An 18,464-nucleotide genomic window follows, 5' to 3' on the forward strand; every position below is an offset into this window, starting at 1 on the left:
TCTACCGTTCGAACCGTGGAAACAGGACCTGGTTTTCAAGCATCATGTGCCGGTCAAGATCCGCCAAAAGGTTCCGCAGCCCATCGTAAAGCCGTCGCCAAGACCCGCAGGCATGTGCGGGCGGTGTCAGGTCATGGGTGATATGCCGGATCAGAGCGATACTCTCGGAGTGGCCATCGTGATCGGCGCGCATAACCCGGATCGGGTTTTCGATCCCTTCCATGCCGCCCATGCGCATGGCGGGAAACAGGACGATCTCCTCTTTTGCCATGTGCGTTTCCATTTCGGCCGCCAGTTCGGCCAGGGCGCGGACCAACCCTCGGGGGGCTTGGGGGTCGTCTCGGTGAACCAAGGCCACGCGTTCAGCAAGATGTTGAAGCTGTTCAAGCTCGGTCCGGTGTGTTTCGTGATACCGTGTGAGGATGTGATCAATCAGGGCGCCTGTCTCAAGATCAGCTTCGTGCATATCGAAGTTCGTCATGGTTCGTGCTTTCGGGGTTCACGACCCGAGCATCTCGAATCGGAGTTTGATTTGCGCATTCTGTTTTGCTAATACGCATAGAAAATACCGATTGGAAAACGCGACCATGCGCCTCACCTCATTCACTGACTATGGTCTCCGCATTCTGATGCGGCTGGCTGGCAGCTCGGACCGCCCGTTTTCAACCGGCGAACTTGCGGATGAATTCAAGGTGTCACGGGCCCATCTTGCCAAGGTCATTTCGGCGCTTGCCAATGCCGGATACCTCAAAACGCGGCGTGGCGGTGGCGGCGGCGCCGTCCTGTCTCGCCCGGCGTCGGACATCCGCTTGGGCGACGTAGTGCGCACCCTGGAGACCGGGCAACCAATCGTTGAGTGTTTCTCGGCCGATGGCAGTGCGTGCACTCTGACCCCAAGCTGCCTTTTGAAAGACCGACTGAAGCAAGCCGAGCAGGCGTTTTTTGACGACCTGAACCGGGCGACACTGGCTGATTGCATCTATCGTCCACCGTGGGAGATTTCGGCGGCGGAATAGTAGCCGGCCTGCCCCTTCGGACAATTCGCCTGGGTTCTCTCAGAACCAATCAGGCTGCGACCACTGTTACCTTTGTGCTTAGACCGGTCAGATCAGTTGGCCCCAATCAAAGAATAAGAAACGGTGTTCGACCGCACGCCTCTGTAAATTCAGTCAGCTGTTTCTCCGGCGGACTTGCCTGATCCTCCGAATGTCAGACCAAAACTCTTGTGCGGAAAAATGCAGGTTGTAGTCTTGGCAGACTGGCCGGAGAGACCCCATTGGAACTGCAGAGACTCCTTGACGACGCCAAGGCGCTGATTACCGAGGCCCAGCTGGATGACGGCTTTTGGCCCTGTGGTGTGCGGGACATGGTATTGGCCCAGACGCGCCAATCCAAACGCCCGTCATGCTCGGTCGTTGAGCCCATGATCGGGCTGGTGCTTCAGGGCAGCAAGTCGGTGCAGTACGGAACCGAGCATGTCCATTATGACGCAGGGGACGTCATTGTCGTGGGAAGCGCCCTGCCAATGGTCTCGGGCCTTGTGGATGCCTCGCCCGAAAACCCCTACATCGCCCTGTATCTCGGCATCGACATGCGCGTATTGCGGGGCGTCTACACCGACATGGGCGGCACCTCGCTGGACGATGCGGGGCCGGCCTTGGAAAGCGGTCAGGCCGACGTGGAAGTCATTGATTCATTTGCACGTCTTTTCCGTTTGCGCCGAGATCCGATCGCAGAGCAAACGCTGGGGGCCGCCGCCGTTCGCGAGGTTTATTTCCGGGTTCTGCGCAGCGACAAAGGGCGCGCGCTGCGCCGTATCATCCGCGCGGACAGCAAGGCCAACCAGGTCGCCAAGGCAATCGCGCATATCCGCAAAGAGTACCGCTCGACGATCAAAGCCTCGGACTTGGCCGCGATCTCGGGCATGAGCGCGTCGGTATTCTATGACGCTTTCAAACGGGTCACAGCCAACAGTCCGCTGCAGTTCCAGAAAGACCTGCGCCTGACCGAGGCCTTCCAACTGCTTCAGCAGACGGGAACGCCTGTATCGCGTGTTGCACACGCGGTTGGGTATGAAAGCCCGGCCCAATTCAGCCGTGAGTTCGCCAAGAAATTTGGCGTTCCGCCCCGAGAACTGACCCGGGATCACGTGACCTGAGCTGCACGCTTTGCTCTTGGATTTCGGAGAATCGAGCAAGAGTTGAGGAGGAAGCTCTGTGTTCCACCCGAGGCGGACAGATTAGGTTCATCCATGATGCAACCGGGCGGTGTTGCCCCCGAAATCGTAAGGATACCTGATGGCAGTCTCCGACCAAGTTCCTACAAATTCCGGATTTCACGCAAAAAGCACGGCGGCCGAAGTGCTGGCCGAAATCGACCTGACCGGAAAGACCGCTATCGTAACCGGTGGCTACAGCGGCATTGGCCTCGAAACCGTCCGCGCCCTTGCCGACAAGGGGGCCGCAGTGATTGTTCCCGTACGCTCGGAAGCCAAAGCGCAGGAGAGCCTGGCGAGCGTGGAAGGTCATGTCAGGACCGCACCGATGGACCTGGCGGATCTGGGATCAGTCCGACGGTTTGCCAAGACGGTATCCAGCGACTTGCAAAACCTGGATCTGCTGATCAACAACGCCGGGATCATGGCGTGCCCCGAGGCCCGTGTTGGACCCGGTTGGGAATCCCAATTCGGTATCTGCCACATGGGCCACTTTGCCCTGACCAAGTTGCTGCTGCCGCTTTTGGAGCAAACGCCGGGCGCGCGGGTCGCGGCTCTCTCCTCAACCGCGCACAAGATTTGTGACGTCCATTGGGATGATATCCAGTTCGAAAAGACGGACTACGACAAATGGCAGGCCTATGGGCAAGCAAAGACCGCAAATGCGTTGTTTGCCAACGCCCTGTCCCGCCGTTTGGCAGAGACCGGAGGGTTGGCGTTTTCGGTACATCCCGGTGGGATCTTCACCCCTCTGCAACGGCACCTGCCGGAGGAAGAGATGATCGCACTGGGTTGGCTGAACGAGGATGGCGAGCCGTCCGAATTGGCCAAGGAGGGTTTCAAGACGCCCGAACAGGGCGCGTCAACAACGGTTTGGGCGGCGACGTCGCCAAAGCTGGTTGGCAAACCCGGAGTTTATTGCGAGGACGCTGACATTGCAGCCCCAACCGACCCCAACAGCCCGACGGCCCGATATTTCGGGGTCAACGCACATGCCTGCGATGACGCATCGGCTGAAAAGCTGTGGGAGATCAGCGAACGGCTACTGCAAGAGGCCTGATACCCACGCAGTGCGGTCGGGATGATCCCGGCCGGACTGCGCTTTTGGGCGATAAGACAGCGCCAGGGTTTCAGACCACAATTTCGCCCCCTAGCCCTCTGCGCAGCTGGTCTTGGCCCGGGCTGGACCCAAACGGTTCAGGCCAGAGCCTGCTCGGGCACTGGATCGGCGACCAACAGTTCGACATCTGACACGCCCAGCGCCACGGCCAACTGGCTTGGCGGGACCGTGTCGACGATCAACGTGTCCAAATCCGACAGTTCGCACACTTTGTGCAACTGCTTGTGATTGAACTTCTGGGCATCAAGCAGAAGATGGCGTTCCGCGGAACGGCCCAGCATCACGCGTTTGACGGCTGCGATATCACCGATCGGTTCGCTGGGGCCATCCTCGGACAATCCCGACGCGCCGATCATGCAGCGATCGACATTGAACCGGCCCAGAAACTCCAGCGTTTCGTAACCAACGACGGCAGCCTCGGCGGCAAGATAAGCACCGGGGCAAACAATAACCTCGGCCGCGCTGCCGCCCAGTGTCACGGCCACCGGAATCGAATTCGTGATGACAGTGCAACGTATGTCGCGAAATGCCAATGAGCGCGCCAGTTGAGCGGTTGTCGAGCCCGAGTCGATCATGACCGTCTCACCTTCACGCACAAGGCCAGCGGCGGCGTTTCCGATCCGCTCGCGTTCGGCAACCCGGGCCGCATTGCGCTGGTCCAGACTGAGATAATGCCCTTGCACCGGCGCCGACGCGCCACCGTGCGCACGCGCAATCAGGCCGTCTTCGGCCAGCGCGTCAAAATCTCTGCGGACGGTCTCGGTGGATACGTCGAAACTGCGGGCCAGATCACTGATGCGCACGTGCGGGCGCAGCTTGAGCTCAAGCAGGATACGTTGGCGACGATCGGACTTTTTCAGCCGATCCCGCCCTTTCTTGCTGTGTTTCTGACGTGTTTTGGCCTTTGACATCTCATTGACCCGGCTAGACGATAATCAACTTTTGTGGCGTTTACCTCATTTTTGCAAATATTTTGTTGCATTGCCCTCAAACTGGTGATGAAGATCGTCGGACTCACCCCATTGTGGAAGGCAGAATGTTGGCCATACAACGGCGCAGCGCAAACAAGGTATTGAACGCATGATCGTGCTGGCCACCCATCTGGCGGCCGGCGTCGCCCTGCTTTTGTGGTCTGTCCGGTTGATCCGGACCGGAGTGGAACGAGCGTTCCTGCCCGAGTTGAAACGCGGCCTGAAAATCCTGTCTGAAAACCGAATCTCCGCTGCATTGGGTGGCGGTATGGCAGCGATGCTTATGCAAAGCTCGACTGCAGTTGCATTGATCGGAGCCGGATTTGCGGTATCGGGCATGCTCGCCCCACCCTCGGCCCTTGCGCTGCTGTTGGGGGCAGAGGTGGGATCCGCCCTAATGGCAAAGGTGCTGACCTTGCCCGTCCAGGCCGTGATGCCATTCGCATTGCTGGTCGGCGTCGTGGTGTTTTTGAAAGCCGGACGACGGCGGACGAAACAGATCGGGCGCATCATCATCGGTTTTGCCCTGGTGCTGTTGTCGCTTGGAATGATCCGCGAAGCCACAGTGCCAATCGGGGCCAGCCCAATCGTTCAAAGCATTGCCGCATATTTTCAAAGCGACTTGATCAGCGCCTATGTGGTCGGTGCAATTCTGGCGTGGCTCATGCATTCCAGCCTTGCCGCAGTGCTGACCTTTGCAACATTCGCCGCGTCAGCACTGGTTGGCGGCACGGTGGCCGCCGCACTGGTCATCGGTGCCAATCTCGGTGGCGCCGTGATCTCATTCGCCCTGCTCTGGTCGCAGGAGCGCCCGGCCAAGTTGGTCGTCCTTGCCAACCTGGTGGCTCGGGCCTGCGTCACTTTGGTGGCGCTGGCCCTACTGCTGACCGGCGTGCTGAACATATCCGTGTTCGGCACAGCGCCCGGTCAACAGGTGGTGATGCTGCACATTGCGATGAATGTCGCCCTTCTGGTCGTTGCGCTGCCGTTCACCAACCTGCTGATCCGGTTGGCCGACGCGTTCGTTCCCCGCCATTCCAGCATCACCGCCGACAACGTGACCGCATTGGACCCCAGCGCACTGGACCACGTGCCTCTGGCGCTGGCCTGCGCACAGCGCGAACTGCTGCGCATGGCTGAAACGGTTCAGGCGATGCTAGTGCCAACCATTCATCTGTTCCGGAACTGGGACCCCGAACTAGCCCGCACCGTCGAATTGCGGGAAAACGATGTCGACCGCATGCATTTTGACATCAAAATCTACGTCTCGCGCCTGCGGGAAGGCGATCTAACACCTCAGCAGGAGAAAAAGACACTCGAGTTGGTGTCGATGGCCAACAACCTTGAAGAAGCCGCCGACCGGATCGCGGTCAACCTGGTGGCCCTGGCGAAGAAAATGGCTGACGAGGGCATCACATTTTCCAAAGAAGGTCTGACCGACATTGAACAATTCCACGATCAGATCACAACGAACGGCCAATTGGCTCTGAGCATTCTCACCACCGGCGACGCTGAGGCGGCCCGCCAATTGGTGGCCGAAAAGGATCGGATCCGGATTGAAGAGCAATACCTGCAGGAGCGACACCTGAAGCGCCTGCAAAGTCGGGGTCCGGCCAGTATCGAGACGACCAATATCCACCAGGAGACGCTGCGCCTATTGAAGCAAATCAACGCGGCGCTGGCCTTTGTGGCCTACCCGATCGCCGAGGAGACGGGAGATCTTCTGGAAAGCCGCCTGGCCAAACCGCGGATAATCTCGGACGCACCTTAGTCACAGCATTTTTCGGATCGTACTTTTAAGACCGGCAGCTAAGGCTCCGGCCCTTCCGTGAGTACAAGGCTTTCTGACTTCCTGAACCCGGCAGAATTGACAGTCGGCCCCACTCGCATGCTATCGTCATATCAGAATGTTATGACATAAATCCGTTTCTTTGAATTCGAAGCTGTTGAATTGGGAGGTTCTCATGCTGCGACTCTACGTCTGTTCAATGCTGCTAACACTCGGCCCGGCAGGCGTTCTCGCCGACGCTGTGCCGACCAAAGAAGCCGCAGAGGGTACCTTTGCCGAGCGTCCGTTCTCGCCCTATGCCAACCGGACATTCCCGGAGCGCCCTCTTTGGGGGGACACGCACCTGCACACAGGGTTGTCACTGGACGCCGGAACGTTCGGGAACACGCTGCTGCCGGATGACGCCTGGCGATTTGCGAAAGGCCAACAGGTCATCTCGTCGACCGGACAGCCGGTTCGGCTTGCGCGCCCGCTGGATTGGATGGTTCTCACGGATCACACCGACCTGATGGGGTTTGCCCCGGACCTGCAGGCCGGAAAGCCGGGGGTCTTGGCACATCCCAAGGGTCTGGAATGGTACGAAGGATATTCTGCGGGCGGGGACGAAGCTGCCAAAGCGGCGTTCGACATCATTTCCAATTTCTCGCAGATGACCCTGCCGGAAGACCTGCTTGAATCATACAGCCCCGGAGCGGACGCCTTTGCGTTTACCTGGGAACATATCGTGATGGCCGCAGAACGGCACAACGACCCGGGCAATTTCACAGCGTTCATCGGTTTCGAATGGACCTCGGTGCCCAAGGGATTCAACCTGCATCGAAACGTCATGCTGCGCGATGGCCCGATCCGTGCGCTGCAGATGGTGCCGCCGGTCACGCAGCCGCCCTATGGGAATACGGATCCGAAGGCACTTTACGAGTGGCTCGAGGAGTACCAGGCCAAGACCGGAGGCCGTGCCGTTGCTTTCGCGCATAACGGCAATCTGTCGAACGGCTGGATGTTCCCGACCGAAGACACCTATCACGGCGGCAAGGTGGATGAGGAATACGTACAGAACCGCGCCAAGTGGGAACCGCATTACGAGGTCACCCAGATCAAGGGTGACGGCGAAGCCCATCCTTATCTCAGCCCCGACGACCCATTTGCCGACTATGAAAATTGGGATGTCGGGAACCTCGATATCTCCGAGCTGAAAACCGATGACATGCTGGCCGGCGAATACGCGCGCGAGGCGCTGAAGCGCGGGCTGATGCTTGAAGAGAAATTTGGCGTGAACCCCTACAAGTTCGGGATGGGCGGCGCGACGGACAGCCATACGTCGCTGGCAACGGCCGAGGAAGACAACTATTTCGGCAAATCCGTAAGCGCTGAGCCGTCGGCTACGCGCGTTCTGCACCCGTTTGTCGAAAGCGATCTGGGCGCCTTTGAGGGGCATACGCTGGTCGCATCGGGCTATACCGCAGTCTGGGCGTCCGAGAATACGCGCTCGGCCATTTTCGACGCGTTCAAGCGACGCGAGACATACGCCACGACCGGGCCTCGCATCGGGCTTCGTTTCTTCGGCGGATGGGATTTCGATGAGTCCGACCTGCTGACGCGTCTGGTGGCCGATGTGGGATACACCAAAGGGGTGCCGATGGGCGGTGACCTGCGTCCGCCCGAGGGCGAAGGCGCACCGACTTTCCTGATCGGCGCGCTGCGTGACCCCGTCGGTGCGAACCTTGATCGAGTTCAGGTCGTCAAGGGCTGGTTGGATGCAGACGGCGCGCTTCAGGAAAAGGTCTACAACGTGGCCTGGTCCGACGATCGTGCGCTGGATGCCAATGGCAACCTTCCCGAAGTCGGCAATACCGTCGATCTGGATACCGCCAGCTGGAGCAACTCGATCGGCGCATCGGAATTGGTGACCGTTTGGACGGATCCCGACTTCGATCCCAACGCGCGGGCATTCTACTACGTGCGGGTTCTGGAAATCCCGACCCCGCGCTGGGTGCTGTACGACAAGCTTCGTTTTGGAATCGATCTGCCGGCCGAGGCCCAGTTGATCCATCAGGAACGTGCGTATTCGTCACCGATCTGGTACACGCCTGCCAGCGAATGAACCAAGACCGAAACCGGGGGCGCGGGATCGCGCCCTTGGGCCGGGGTCGTTGCTGCAACATCTTCTTCCAAGTTGAAATCGGCGATTTGACATGACGGGCCGTTGGGATCAACGATCGGGTATCGAATTGCCAGCAGGTCAGATCTTTCATGCGCTTTTACAAAGAACCGCTGTTCCATTTCATTCTGATCGGGCTGGCCATTTTCGGCTGGTTCTATCTTGTATCCGACGAGGCCGAGCCCCCGGAAGAGGCCGAAACGATCACAATTGACAGCGACGACATCGCGCTTTTGAGAACACGGTTCGAGGCCAGTTGGAAACGCCAACCCACCGACGCCGAGTTGCAGGCGCTGATCGATTCCTGGACCCGCGAAGAAATTCTTGTGCGCGAGGCCCGAAAGCTGGGCTTGGACCGTGGTGATCAGGTGATCCGGGCCCGCCTTGCCCGAAAAATGGAGTTTCTGACTACCGCAATTGCGTCCTCGGTCGCCCCCGAGGAGGCTGTTTTAGAAGAGCATCTGGCCCAGAACGCAGACCGCTTCACGACCCCTACCCTGATCGCGTTTGATCAGATCTATCTGGGTGATGCCCCAGACCCGGACGTCGTCGACGATACTCTGCAGGCGCTGAACGGTGGCGCGGATTGGTCCAGCCTTGGCGTTTCGTCCTTGCTGGCGCGGTCGATGCCACTGACGGCCTCGGGTGCAATCGACACAACCTTTGGTCGCGGGTTTGCGTCACAGCTTGACGGGAGCGAGCCGATGATTTGGATCGGTCCGATCAACTCGGGATACGGGCAACATCTTGTCCGCGTGACCGAAGCAAAGCCCGGTTATCTTCCGCCGCTCGCCGAGATCTACGACTCCGTTCTGAACGATTGGCGCAGGGCGACGGCTCAGGACCTGGCGCAGGCTCAATACGAAAGCCTCGCCGCCCGGTACCGTGTCGAGGCACCCGAATCCGCAGAGGGCGGCTCGTGAAGACCGTCTTCTTTGTTCTGCTGAGTTTCTGGCTGGGCATGGTTCCGCAATTCGGCCGAGCACACGCGCTTGACCCCGGCTATCTGGACCTGAACGAACTGGCGCCGGGCACCTGGAGAATCCTTTGGCGTATTCCCGACGTGAACGGACAACCCATGGAGATCGATGCGGTTCTGCCCGACCATTGCGCGCCGGCAAATGGCCCGGAGCCAACAGCGGAAAACCAGGCGTGGGTGTCTTCTTGGATTGCAGAATGTGACGCCGAAATAGCAGGCCATGTTGTGGCCATAGACGGGTTGGAGCGCCAGCAGAACGATGTCTTGCTGCGCGTTCGACCGCTGAATGCTGAACCCGTGACGCTCAGATTTACGCCTGATGAGGCCGAATTGACGGTTCCGGCGGAGCCTACGATCTGGTCGGTTTTCAGCAGCTACTTTCTGCTTGGGTTCGAACACATTTTGGGCGGCTGGGACCACCTGTTGTTCGTTTTTGCGCTTTTTGTTCTGGTGCGGAACCCATGGCGGTTGGTCGGTGCGATAACCGCGTTCACAGTCGCGCATTCGCTGACGCTGGCGATGGCGACGCTTGGGTTTCTCAACGTGCCCGCCGGCCCCGTCGAAGCCGTTATTGCCTTGTCCATCGTATTCCTTGCTCTGGAAATCCTGAGGCACAAAGAGGGCGAGCTGCGGTTATCCGAGCAATACCCGTGGATCGTCTGCTTCAGTTTCGGCCTGCTGCATGGGCTTGGCTTTGCCGGTGCTCTGGCTGAGATCGGCCTGCCTTCGCAAGAGATCCCTGCGGCGCTGCTGGCTTTCAACATCGGCGTCGAGGCCGGTCAGCTTGCCTTTATCGCAGTACTCGCGCTTCTGATTGCGATGTGGCGCCTTATCGCACCACGGAACGCCGGTTGGGTGACCCACTTGGCCACCCCGGTGACAGGCTATGCCATCGGGTGCATATCGCTCTATTGGCTGATCGAGCGTGTCAACGGGTTCTGAGCGCCCAAGCGGTCAATTCACAGATCTTTGCATTCCGGCACTGCGGTCAGAACCGATCCGTCTTTGAGATGTTGCAACAGATTGTCGACCGTAAGGTCACCCATCGCGGCACGCGTTTCGACAGTAGCACTGCCCGCATGCGGCAACAGAACCACGTTTGGCAATTCACGCAACGCTTGTGGAACGCGAGGTTCATCCTCGAAAACATCCAGCCCTGCCCAGCCAAGCGCACCGCTTTGCAGCGCTTCAATCAAAGCTGCCTCGTCAACGACGGACCCGCGGCTGACATTGATCAGCGTGCCCCTGCCCCCCAACGCCCGCATCACCTCGGCGTTGACCAGCTTGTTGGTCGACGGCCCGCCCGGTGTTATGCAAATCAGCACATCCACGTGTTCGGCCATGTCGACCAGATTGTCGAAATACCGGTATGGCACATCCTTGGAACTGCGGGTGTGATAGGAGATTTCGGGCGACCACGGCGCCAGTTTGTCGGCAATCGCCTGGCCGATACGGCCAAGCCCCAGAATTCCAACCTTTTGATTGTCGGCTGATCGGGTCAAAGGGGCATTGCCTTCTGTTTCCCATCGTCCCGACCGGACGTATTCATGGTCGCGCACAAGCTCTCGGTAGCAGGCCAGCATCAGCAGAACGGCGGTGGTTGCGACCTCGTTGTTGAGCACATTCGGTGTGTGTGTGACGACAACTCCGCGGGCTGCAGCAGCCGTTGCATCGACCGCATCATATCCAACCCCATAGACGCTGATCATCTTCAGGTTTGTCAGTTGGGCCATCAGGTCGAGCGGCACGCCGTCATGTCCGTTCGTGACCACATGGGTGATGCGCGCGGCATCAAAATCGTCCAGCCGGCGAATATCAAATGCGGCGGACAGCCGATCTTTCATCCGGTCGGTAATCCCGCCGATCTGCAACAGCTCAGTCATCCTGACTGACCTTCTGCCGCTGCAAACCCAGCCCGTCGATCCTCAGGTCCATCACGTCGCCCTTCTTCAAATAGACCGGATCGGGCTTGATCCCCATGCCGACCCCGGGCGGTGTGCCGGTCGAAATCACGTCACCGGGATGAAGGGTGAACAACTGGCTCAGATGCTCGATGATCTCGGCAACGGTAAAGATCATGGTGGCCGTGTTTCCGGTCTGCATCCGCTGACCGTTCACGTCCAGGGACATGCCCAGCGCCTGAGGATCGGGAACCTCATCGCGGGTGACCAGCCACGGACCGGTCGGACCGAACGTGTCGCAGGACTTGCCCTTGGTCCATTGTCCGGTCAGTTGCGTCTGGAAATGCCGCTCGGACACGTCATTGACGATGCAATAACCGGCGACATAGTCCAAAGCATCGGCCTTGGAGACGTATTTCGCCGTTTTCCCGATCACCACACCCAACTCGCATTCCCAATCGGTATGGGTGGACCCGCGCGGCATCACAACGTCATCATAAGGCCCCACGATGGCGGAATTTGCCTTGAAGAACAGGATCGGATGCTTGGGAATATCCGCGCCCGTTTCGGCAGCATGGTCCGAGTAGTTCAGTCCGATGCACAGAAACTTGCCGATCTTGCCCACGCAAGCTCCGATCCGCGGATCCCCTTCAACAATCGGCAGGCTTTCGGGATCAGTTGCGCGCAGCCTGTCCAGCACGGCGTCGCCCAGCGTTTCACCGGTGATATCGGTGACATGGGCGGACAAATCCCGCAATTGACCCGCAGAGTCGACCAACGCAGGCTTTTCCGACCCTGCGGCTCCGTAGCGAACAAGTTTCATTTCGGTTCCTTTTAGTGATTGTCCCGCGGCAGGAATTGCCGCGCGATGTCCCTGAATTTGTCGGCGCCCTTCAGCGTCATGCCGCGATCCAGACGATCGACCTTCTCGCGGAAGATCTCCTGCCACGGTGACTGGTCGGGCGGGACCGAATAGCCACCTGCAGCTTCCAGTTCGCGGGCGCGTTCATGCAACTCCTCCAGCGGAACAAGCATATCCGCCGTCCCTTTGCCCAGATCGATGCGCAACCGGTCGCCATTTCGCACCAGCGCCAGCCCGCCGCCTTCGGCCGCCTCGGGCGAGGCGTTCAGGATCGACGGGCTTCCGGACGTGCCGGACTGGCGCCCATCACCGATGCAGGGCAGCGCCTCGACCCCTTGTTTCAACAGGTATGAGGGCGGCCGCATGTTCACCACCTCGGCCGCGCCCGGGTAACCTTTGGGTCCGGCCCCGCGCATGATCAGGATACAGTCTGCATCGATGTTTTCTGCCGGATCATCGATGCGGTGATGAAAGTCCTCAGGCCCGTCAAAAACGACCGCCCGGCCCTCGAATGCATTGGGGTCATCCGGGTTCGACAGGTAGGCCTCGCGGAAAGCGGACGAGATCACCGATGTCTTCATGATCGCGCTTTCGAACAGGTTGCCCGAGAGGTTGATGAACCCGGCCTGATGCTTGACCGGATTTCTCACCGGCTTGATCACGTCGTCGTTCAGCGACCGGCGTGTCCGGCAGTTCTCGCCCATCGACCGGCCGTTGACCGTCAGCGCATCGGGGTTGGGCAGCAATCCGGCATCAATCAACTCACCGACCACGGCAGGGACACCGCCGGCGCGCTGGTAATCTTCTCCAAGGTATTTTCCGGCCGGCTGCATGTTGACCAGCAGCGGTACGTCGTGACCCAGGCTTTGCCAGTCATCGTTGTTGAGAGGAACGCCAAGATGCCGGGCGATCGCATTCAAATGGATCGGCGCGTTCGTCGATCCACCTATCGCCGAGTTGATGACGATCGCATTTTCAAATGCCGCCCGCGTCATGACATCGCTTGGGCGCAGATCCTCCCACACCATCTCGACGATGCGCTTTCCGGTTTCATAGCTGATCTGTCCGCGTTCCCGGTACGGAGCCGGTATCGCGGCGGACCCGGGCAGTTGCATTCCCAAGGCTTCGGCCAGCGAATTCATCGTGGTCGCCGTTCCCATCGTGTTGCAATAGCCAACAGAAGGCGCCGAAGCCGCCGCGATTTCCATGAACTCATCAGTGTCGATCTCACCGGCAGCAAGGTCTTCCCGAGCCTTCCAGATCACGGTTCCCGACCCCGCGCGTTCACCCTTCCACCAGCCGTTCAGCATCGGGCCGACCGACAGAGCGATTGCGGGGATATTGACGGTGGCGGCCGCCATCAACAGCGCCGGCGTGGTCTTGTCGCAACCGATGTTCAGAACCACGCCGTCGATCGGGTAACCAAACAAGCTCTCGACCAGCGAAAGATAGGCCAGATTGCGATCCAGCGAGGCAGTGGGCCGCTTACCCGTTTCCTGAATCGGGTGCACCGGAATTTCGATGCACGTGCCGCCGGCCGCGATAATCCCGTCGCGTACGCGTTTGGACAATTCCAGGTGGTGGCGGTTGCACGGGCTGAGATCGCTACCCGTTTGCGCAATGCCGATGATTGGCTTGCCGGATTGAAGCTCGGCGCGGGTCAGGCCGTAGTTGAGATACCGTTCCAGATACAGCGCGGTCATCTCGAGGTTCTCCGAATTCATGAACCATTTCCGCGACCGCAGATCGTCCTTTGTTATCTTCGTCATTGGCCTGACCACCCCCCATCGATTATGTGTGTATGTCCTGTGGTGAAAGCACTCTCATCGCTTGCCAGGTAGACGACCAGTGCCGCTATTTCTTCCGCCTTGGCGACGCGGCCCATGGGCTGGCGGGCCACGAACTGCGCCAAGGCCTCTTCCCTGCTGCCCAGCTCTTGGGCCAAAGCCTCGACCCGATCGCGCCAACTGGGGCTGTCGACCGTTCCGGGGCAGATGCAGTTGCAACGGATGCCCTTCGTGATGAAATCAACCGCAACCGATTTCGTCAGCCCCACAACCGCAGCTTTGGTCACGCCATAGACAAAGCGGTTGGGCGCGCCGATGATCGACCCCAAAGCGGAAGACATGTTGATGATCGAGCCGCCGCCCCGTTCGACCATCCCCGGCAGCACAGCCTTCGTTGTGCGCATCATGGACCGCGCGTTGAGGTCCATCGCAAAATCCCACTCATCATCGGTGGCGTCCAGGATGGTACCGTGATGCACGAAGCCCGCACAGTTGAACAACACGTCCGGATTTGCCCGCTCAACCCCCTGAGCGACGCTGGCGTCATCGGTGACGTCCATCTCGAAAATTTCGATATTTTCGAGATTCTCGGACCGAATCGAAGAAAGGTTTTCGAGGTTGATATCCGTCGCAAACACCTGCGCCCCTTCGCGCGCCATTGCAATTGCGCTGGCACGACCGATACCCTGTCCGGCGGCCGTCACAAGGACGCGCTTCCCCACAAGTCTTTCTGACATATGTAAAATTTACCTTTCACTACTTGCGATCAAACACCAGGACCCCGGGCCCGAGTGCGACCGGGCAGCACCAAAAAATTCTGCACGGAAACGCGACAGGCTTTGGCGCAGGAACTTGATGCCGTTAGCGTATGACAGAGATTTTGGTTTGGCTATAACCATGCGTGGTGCGGCCCGAAGGAGGACAAGCAAGCATGAGTGAACAGCGCAAAGTGACCCTTTTGGGCACCGGCCTAATGGGGGCGCCGATGGCACGAAACCTGCTTGCGGCAGGCTTTCCCCTGACCGTTTGGAACCGTAGCGCCGAAAAGGCACGGCCATTGGCGGACCAAGGTGCCGCGGTTGCAGACACCCCGGCCCACGCGGTTGCCCAAGCCGATGTGATCGTGACCATGCTGGCCGACGGATACGCAACCGGCGCGCTGCTTGAAGACCCTTCTTTCTGCGACCAGCTGAAACCTGGTGCCGTCTGGATCGACATGTCCAGCGCCAAGCCTGAACATGCCCGCGCGCAGTCGGCCCAACTCGAAACCCTCGGCCTGCGGCATCTGGATGCCCCAGTCTCCGGTGGCACCAAGGGGGCCGAGGCGGGCTCGCTGGCGATCATGGTGGGCGGCGATGAGAAGGTCATGCGGGAGGTCCTGCCAATCCTCTCCGCCATGGGGCGCCCCGTGCATGTCGGCCCCAGCGGCGCCGGACAGTTGTGCAAACTGGCCAATCAGACAATCGTGGCCGTCACGATTTCCGCCGTTGCCGAGGCAACCCTGCTGGCCGAACAAGGTGGCGCAGACCCGGCTGCTTTGCGCGCCGCGCTTCGCGGTGGGTTTGCCGACAGCGTGATCCTGCAGCAGCACGGGGAACGCATGTCCAACCGGGACTTCGTTCCCGGCGGACTCTCGAAGTTTCAGCTGAAGGATCTGGACAACACCTTGGCTGAGGCGCGCGGTCTGGGCCTGGAACTGCCCAATACGCAAGCCGTACGCGACCGGTTCGAATACCTGATAAACGAAATGGATGGGGCCGGGCTGGATCATTCTGCGCTCTACCTCGAACTCAGAAAACGGAATGGCATGTCGTGACGCATATCCTCATCATCGGCGGCGGTGGAATGCTGGGGCAGAAACTGGCGCATCACATTTCGGCCGAACAGACCTTTGGCCCGGACGCCCGTGTATCATTGTTCGACCTTTCATTTCCGGCCGAGGGTGCACCGGGAGAAAAAACCGTTGGCGACATCGCGGTCCCAAACTCGGCCAAGATTCTGGCCGCTCAGCGCCCTGACGTGATCTTTCATCTGGCCGCGATTGTCTCGGGTCAGGCAGAAGCTGATTTTGGCCTTGGTTGGGACGTCAACCTGATGACGACCTGGGCACTGTTGAACGCATTGAAGGACGAGCATGACGCCACCAGCGGCGCCTACCGCCCGCGGCTGGTCTTCGCTTCGTCCATAGCCGTCTTTGGCGCCCCTTTCCCCGCAAGGATCGACGATGAATTCCTGTGCGCCCCTCTGACCAGCTACGGGGCGCAGAAGGCTGCGTCCGAGTTGATGATTTCCGACTTCAGTCGAAAAGGATACATCGACGGCATCTCCCTGCGGCTGCCGACGCTGTGCGTGCGGCCCGGCAAGGCAAATGCCGCCGCTTCCTCCTTCTTTTCGGGTATCATTCGAGAGCCCCTGAACGGGCTTGAGGCGGTTCTGCCGGTCGACGACACCGTTCGCCACTGGCACGCCAGCCCTCGGGCAGCGGCAAGATTTCTGACCCGCGCGGCCGATCTTGATACGAAGCTGCTGAACGACCGGCGCGCCCTGAACATGCCCGGCATCAGTTGTACGGTCGCCGAACAGATCGAAGCTCTGCGCACTGTCGCCGGTCAAGACGCGGTCAACCTGATAAAGCATGTTCCCGACCCGGACATAGAGCGCATTGTCAAAGGCTGGCCACGCGACTTTCAAACCGACCGCGCGCTTGAGCTGGGCTTCCGCGCAGAGTCGAGCTTTGAAGACATCATCCGCGCTTATCTTGAGGATGACTTCCGCGTTTAATCGCCCATCGTCTTGCCTGTCAGATGGCGCTTGAGGTGGTCATGAATCTTCTGCTTGGTCAGTTGCTCATCGCCGGACAATGCGGCCTCGAGGATGTCGGCGTGATGCCGGATGTTCTCTGAGATGAACTCGAACCGCCGGTCCGCCACCATCAGCTGCTGCCGGAATTGCGCGTAAATTCGGCCGTGCATCTGCTTCAACGTTTCCGATCCGCAGGCCGAGATCAGCGTTTGATGGAATTCCTTTTCCGAGGCAAACCAGATCTCGATCAGCTCGCTGGGGTCGTCGGTGGCATGAATGCGCTTTTCGATATGGCTCAGCTTGTGATGCGCCGCGGTCAGCCTGGCTTCCCAATCCACCCCGCCGTTGCGGATCGACATTGCGGTGCCTTCTCCCTCCAGCAAAACGCGGATGTGGGTCAGCTCGATCAGTTTTTTCGGCGAACGCTTCGGGACGCGAAAGCCCTTCTGCTCCTGAAAGTCCACCAAACCCACCGATGACAAACGAAAAAGAACTTCGCGAACCGTGCTGGCCGAGCACCCATAGTCCTTGCGCAACTCTTCGGCCCGAACCTTGGCACCATGCTCGAATCCGTTCGAGATCAGACGCATTTTAAGGTGCTGATAAATATCTACTTCTTCATTCATTCCGGTTTGCACCTTTCAGGTCTGGCCACTTAGTGTCCTAATCATATTTTCGATTTATTGCAAGAATCTCGAATTTCTTGAAAATTTCATATTTTACTTGTTGCATTCGATTCGACCGCTTAACGTCTAGCAGCGTGTCGACAAGGGAGGCGGCAAGATCTCCTACCCGGCGCACTGCTCAACGTCTGGGAGGACAATATGAAAATAGTCAAGACAGCGGCTGTTGCGGCCGTAGCAACGACGATGGCGGCCGGTTTCGCGGTGGCTGAAACGACCAAGCTGAGAATTCAAACCCATTTCTCGCCCGAGACGCTGTCCGGGCAGATGGCGGCAAAATACGTCGAAGACATCCAGGAAATGTCGAACGGCGAGATCGAAGTCGAGATGTTCTACTCGTCCTCGGTGGTCAAATCGGTCGAAACCTTCGATGCCGCGGCGACAGGCATCCTCGACTGCGACATGACCGGCGGCGGCTATCAGACCGGTAAGAACCCGGCCTTCCAGTTCGCGGGCGATCTGCTGGGCGGTTACCAGAACCCCTATCAGCAAATGGCATGGCTGCTGCACGGTGGCGGCAGAGATGCCGTCAATGACCTGTACAACGGCTACGACATGGAATTCATCGGCTGGTGGATCCCGGGGCCGGAATCTCTGGCCTCGACCAAGCCGATCGCCAAGGTCGATGACTTCAAAGACTGGAAATTCCGTTCGCCCCCGGGCCTGGCCACCAAGGTCTTTGCCGAGTTGGGCGCATCGCCGATCGTGATGGACTTCAACGAAATCTTCACCGCTCTGGAAACCGGCATCATCGACGGCGCGGATGCTGCGAACCTGACCAACAACGTGGGTCTGGGTCTGTACGAAATCGCCGGTCACACGAACTATCCCGGCTTCCACTCGATGCCCGCAGACCATCTGGCCTGCCGCAAGGACGTTTGGGACGCGATGCCTGCACATCACAAAAAGATCATGGAAGTCGCGATGGACAGCCTGGCGCTGCACAATGCGACGATCAACGAAGTGCAGAACGCTCAGACCGCCAAGGACCTGAAGGCCAAAGGCGTTCAGCTGTATGAGTGGTCGCCGGAAGATCTGGCCGCCTACCGCGCAGCCGTTCAGGTCGGGTGGACCGAGTTCGCCACGACCCCAGAGGCCAAGGCGCTGTTGGAAAGCCACATCAACTTCCTGCGCGATCTGGGCGCAATGCAATAATCGGGCTTCGGCCATTCAACGACAATCGGAAAGGCCGTGCTG

The 18,464-nt window shown here is 59.3% G+C and carries 17 protein-coding genes; 10 read left to right on the forward strand and 7 right to left on the reverse strand.

Features of this window, described 5'->3' with window-relative positions; all coding sequences use genetic code 11:
- Position 1: 1 nt before the first annotated feature.
- A complete protein-coding gene (locus ACR0NB_RS06805; RefSeq protein ID WP_480775249.1) occupies positions 2 to 481 on the reverse strand; it encodes a hemerythrin domain-containing protein in 480 nt (159 codons plus the stop codon).
- A gap of 106 nt (positions 482 to 587) precedes the next feature.
- Here ACR0NB_RS06805 and ACR0NB_RS06810 point away from each other — a divergent pair, with 106 nt between their 5' ends.
- The 3 genes from ACR0NB_RS06810 (at position 588) to ACR0NB_RS06820 (ending at position 3,275) form a co-directional block, all read left to right on the forward strand.
- Positions 588 to 1,016 carry an RrF2 family transcriptional regulator gene (locus tag ACR0NB_RS06810; protein WP_480753004.1) on the forward strand — a complete coding sequence of 143 codons (429 nt, stop codon included), beginning with the start codon at positions 588 to 590 and terminating at the stop codon, positions 1,014 to 1,016.
- Between the two features lie 260 nt (positions 1,017 to 1,276).
- The gene (locus ACR0NB_RS06815; protein ID WP_480775250.1) at positions 1,277 to 2,158 is read left to right on the forward strand and encodes an AraC family transcriptional regulator; all 882 of its coding nucleotides are present in this window, start codon (positions 1,277 to 1,279) and stop codon (positions 2,156 to 2,158) included.
- A gap of 139 nt (positions 2,159 to 2,297) precedes the next feature.
- Complete coding sequence (locus ACR0NB_RS06820; protein WP_480775251.1) at positions 2,298 to 3,275, forward strand: oxidoreductase; 978 nt, start codon at positions 2,298 to 2,300, stop codon at positions 3,273 to 3,275.
- 137 nt (positions 3,276 to 3,412) lie between these two features.
- Here the strand turns inward: ACR0NB_RS06820 and ACR0NB_RS06825 are convergent, their stop codons facing one another.
- Positions 3,413 to 4,246: a DeoR/GlpR family DNA-binding transcription regulator gene (locus ACR0NB_RS06825; RefSeq protein WP_480775252.1), complete on the reverse strand. Its 834-nt coding sequence runs from the start codon at positions 4,244 to 4,246 to the stop codon at positions 3,413 to 3,415.
- 169 nt (positions 4,247 to 4,415) lie between these two features.
- On the opposite strand from ACR0NB_RS06825, the gene ACR0NB_RS06830 reads away from it, so the two are divergent.
- The 4 genes from ACR0NB_RS06830 (at position 4,416) to ACR0NB_RS06845 (ending at position 10,174) form a co-directional block, all read left to right on the forward strand.
- Positions 4,416 to 6,077: a Na/Pi cotransporter family protein gene (locus ACR0NB_RS06830; protein WP_170598176.1), complete on the forward strand. Its 1,662-nt coding sequence runs from the start codon at positions 4,416 to 4,418 to the stop codon at positions 6,075 to 6,077.
- A 193-nt stretch (positions 6,078 to 6,270) separates the two neighbouring features.
- Positions 6,271 to 8,196, forward strand: coding sequence for a DUF3604 domain-containing protein (locus ACR0NB_RS06835; RefSeq protein WP_244952398.1), 1,926 nt, complete (start codon positions 6,271 to 6,273; stop codon positions 8,194 to 8,196).
- Between the two features lie 149 nt (positions 8,197 to 8,345).
- Positions 8,346 to 9,176 carry a peptidyl-prolyl cis-trans isomerase gene (locus tag ACR0NB_RS06840; RefSeq protein WP_480775253.1) on the forward strand — a complete coding sequence of 277 codons (831 nt, stop codon included), beginning with the start codon at positions 8,346 to 8,348 and terminating at the stop codon, positions 9,174 to 9,176.
- Positions 9,173 to 10,174, forward strand: a complete 1,002-nt coding sequence (locus tag ACR0NB_RS06845) for a HupE/UreJ family protein (RefSeq protein ID WP_480775254.1) — start codon at positions 9,173 to 9,175, stop codon at positions 10,172 to 10,174. The genes ACR0NB_RS06840 and ACR0NB_RS06845 overlap by 4 nt, the downstream gene beginning before the upstream one ends.
- A 17-nt stretch (positions 10,175 to 10,191) precedes the next feature.
- On the opposite strand, the gene ACR0NB_RS06850 is transcribed toward ACR0NB_RS06845, so the two are convergent.
- Genes ACR0NB_RS06850 through ACR0NB_RS06865 form a run of 4 tightly spaced genes read right to left on the reverse strand, consistent with a single transcriptional unit; the run spans position 10,192 to position 14,519 of the window.
- Positions 10,192 to 11,115: a 2-hydroxyacid dehydrogenase gene (locus ACR0NB_RS06850; protein ID WP_480775255.1), complete on the reverse strand. Its 924-nt coding sequence runs from the start codon at positions 11,113 to 11,115 to the stop codon at positions 10,192 to 10,194.
- Positions 11,108 to 11,956, reverse strand: coding sequence for a fumarylacetoacetate hydrolase family protein (locus ACR0NB_RS06855; RefSeq protein ID WP_480775256.1), 849 nt, complete (start codon positions 11,954 to 11,956; stop codon positions 11,108 to 11,110). The genes ACR0NB_RS06850 and ACR0NB_RS06855 overlap by 8 nt, the downstream gene beginning before the upstream one ends.
- A gap of 11 nt (positions 11,957 to 11,967) precedes the next feature.
- Positions 11,968 to 13,764, reverse strand: a complete 1,797-nt coding sequence (locus ACR0NB_RS06860) for an IlvD/Edd family dehydratase (protein WP_480775257.1) — start codon at positions 13,762 to 13,764, stop codon at positions 11,968 to 11,970.
- Positions 13,761 to 14,519, reverse strand: a complete 759-nt coding sequence (locus ACR0NB_RS06865; RefSeq protein ID WP_480775258.1) for an SDR family oxidoreductase — start codon at positions 14,517 to 14,519, stop codon at positions 13,761 to 13,763. The genes ACR0NB_RS06860 and ACR0NB_RS06865 overlap by 4 nt, the downstream gene beginning before the upstream one ends.
- Positions 14,520 to 14,713: 194 nt before the next feature.
- On the opposite strand from ACR0NB_RS06865, the gene ACR0NB_RS06870 reads away from it, so the two are divergent.
- Both ACR0NB_RS06870 and denD read left to right on the forward strand, forming a co-directional pair.
- A complete protein-coding gene (locus tag ACR0NB_RS06870) occupies positions 14,714 to 15,598 on the forward strand; it encodes an NAD(P)-dependent oxidoreductase (RefSeq protein WP_480775259.1) in 885 nt (294 codons plus the stop codon).
- A complete protein-coding gene (gene denD, locus ACR0NB_RS06875) occupies positions 15,595 to 16,563 on the forward strand; it encodes a D-erythronate dehydrogenase (RefSeq protein ID WP_480775260.1) in 969 nt (322 codons plus the stop codon). Before ACR0NB_RS06870 ends, denD begins: the two co-directional genes overlap by 4 nt.
- Here the strand turns inward: denD and ACR0NB_RS06880 are convergent.
- Positions 16,560 to 17,210, reverse strand: coding sequence for a GntR family transcriptional regulator (locus ACR0NB_RS06880; RefSeq protein ID WP_170357473.1), 651 nt, complete (start codon positions 17,208 to 17,210; stop codon positions 16,560 to 16,562). The genes denD and ACR0NB_RS06880 overlap by 4 nt on opposite strands.
- Before the next feature lie 198 nt (positions 17,211 to 17,408).
- Here ACR0NB_RS06880 and ACR0NB_RS06885 point away from each other — a divergent pair, with 198 nt between their 5' ends.
- Positions 17,409 to 18,422, forward strand: a complete 1,014-nt coding sequence (locus tag ACR0NB_RS06885) for a TRAP transporter substrate-binding protein (RefSeq protein WP_093961716.1) — start codon at positions 17,409 to 17,411, stop codon at positions 18,420 to 18,422.
- Positions 18,423 to 18,464 lie beyond the last annotated feature (42 nt).

It is taken from the genome of Ruegeria sp. CG3, assembly GCF_056537205.1.

Coding starts and splice junctions, on each gene's coding strand:
- ACR0NB_RS06855 (WP_480775256.1), bottom strand. CDS start 11,956: ATGAAACTTGTTCGCTACGGAGCCGCAGGGTCGGAAAAGCCTGCGTTG.
- ACR0NB_RS06805 (WP_480775249.1), bottom strand. CDS start 481: ATGACGAACTTCGATATGCACGAAGCTGATCTTGAGACAGGCGCCCTG.
- ACR0NB_RS06850 (WP_480775255.1), bottom strand. CDS start 11,115: ATGACTGAGCTGTTGCAGATCGGCGGGATTACCGACCGGATGAAAGAT.
- ACR0NB_RS06820 (WP_480775251.1), top strand. CDS start 2,298: ATGGCAGTCTCCGACCAAGTTCCTACAAATTCCGGATTTCACGCAAAA.
- ACR0NB_RS06830 (WP_170598176.1), top strand. CDS start 4,416: ATGATCGTGCTGGCCACCCATCTGGCGGCCGGCGTCGCCCTGCTTTTG.
- ACR0NB_RS06870 (WP_480775259.1), top strand. CDS start 14,714: ATGAGTGAACAGCGCAAAGTGACCCTTTTGGGCACCGGCCTAATGGGG.
- ACR0NB_RS06880 (WP_170357473.1), bottom strand. CDS start 17,210: ATGAATGAAGAAGTAGATATTTATCAGCACCTTAAAATGCGTCTGATC.
- ACR0NB_RS06860 (WP_480775257.1), bottom strand. CDS start 13,764: ATGACGAAGATAACAAAGGACGATCTGCGGTCGCGGAAATGGTTCATG.
- ACR0NB_RS06885 (WP_093961716.1), top strand. CDS start 17,409: ATGAAAATAGTCAAGACAGCGGCTGTTGCGGCCGTAGCAACGACGATG.
- ACR0NB_RS06835 (WP_244952398.1), top strand. CDS start 6,271: ATGCTGCGACTCTACGTCTGTTCAATGCTGCTAACACTCGGCCCGGCA.
- ACR0NB_RS06840 (WP_480775253.1), top strand. CDS start 8,346: ATGCGCTTTTACAAAGAACCGCTGTTCCATTTCATTCTGATCGGGCTG.
- ACR0NB_RS06810 (WP_480753004.1), top strand. CDS start 588: ATGCGCCTCACCTCATTCACTGACTATGGTCTCCGCATTCTGATGCGG.
- ACR0NB_RS06865 (WP_480775258.1), bottom strand. CDS start 14,519: ATGTCAGAAAGACTTGTGGGGAAGCGCGTCCTTGTGACGGCCGCCGGA.
- ACR0NB_RS06825 (WP_480775252.1), bottom strand. CDS start 4,246: ATGTCAAAGGCCAAAACACGTCAGAAACACAGCAAGAAAGGGCGGGAT.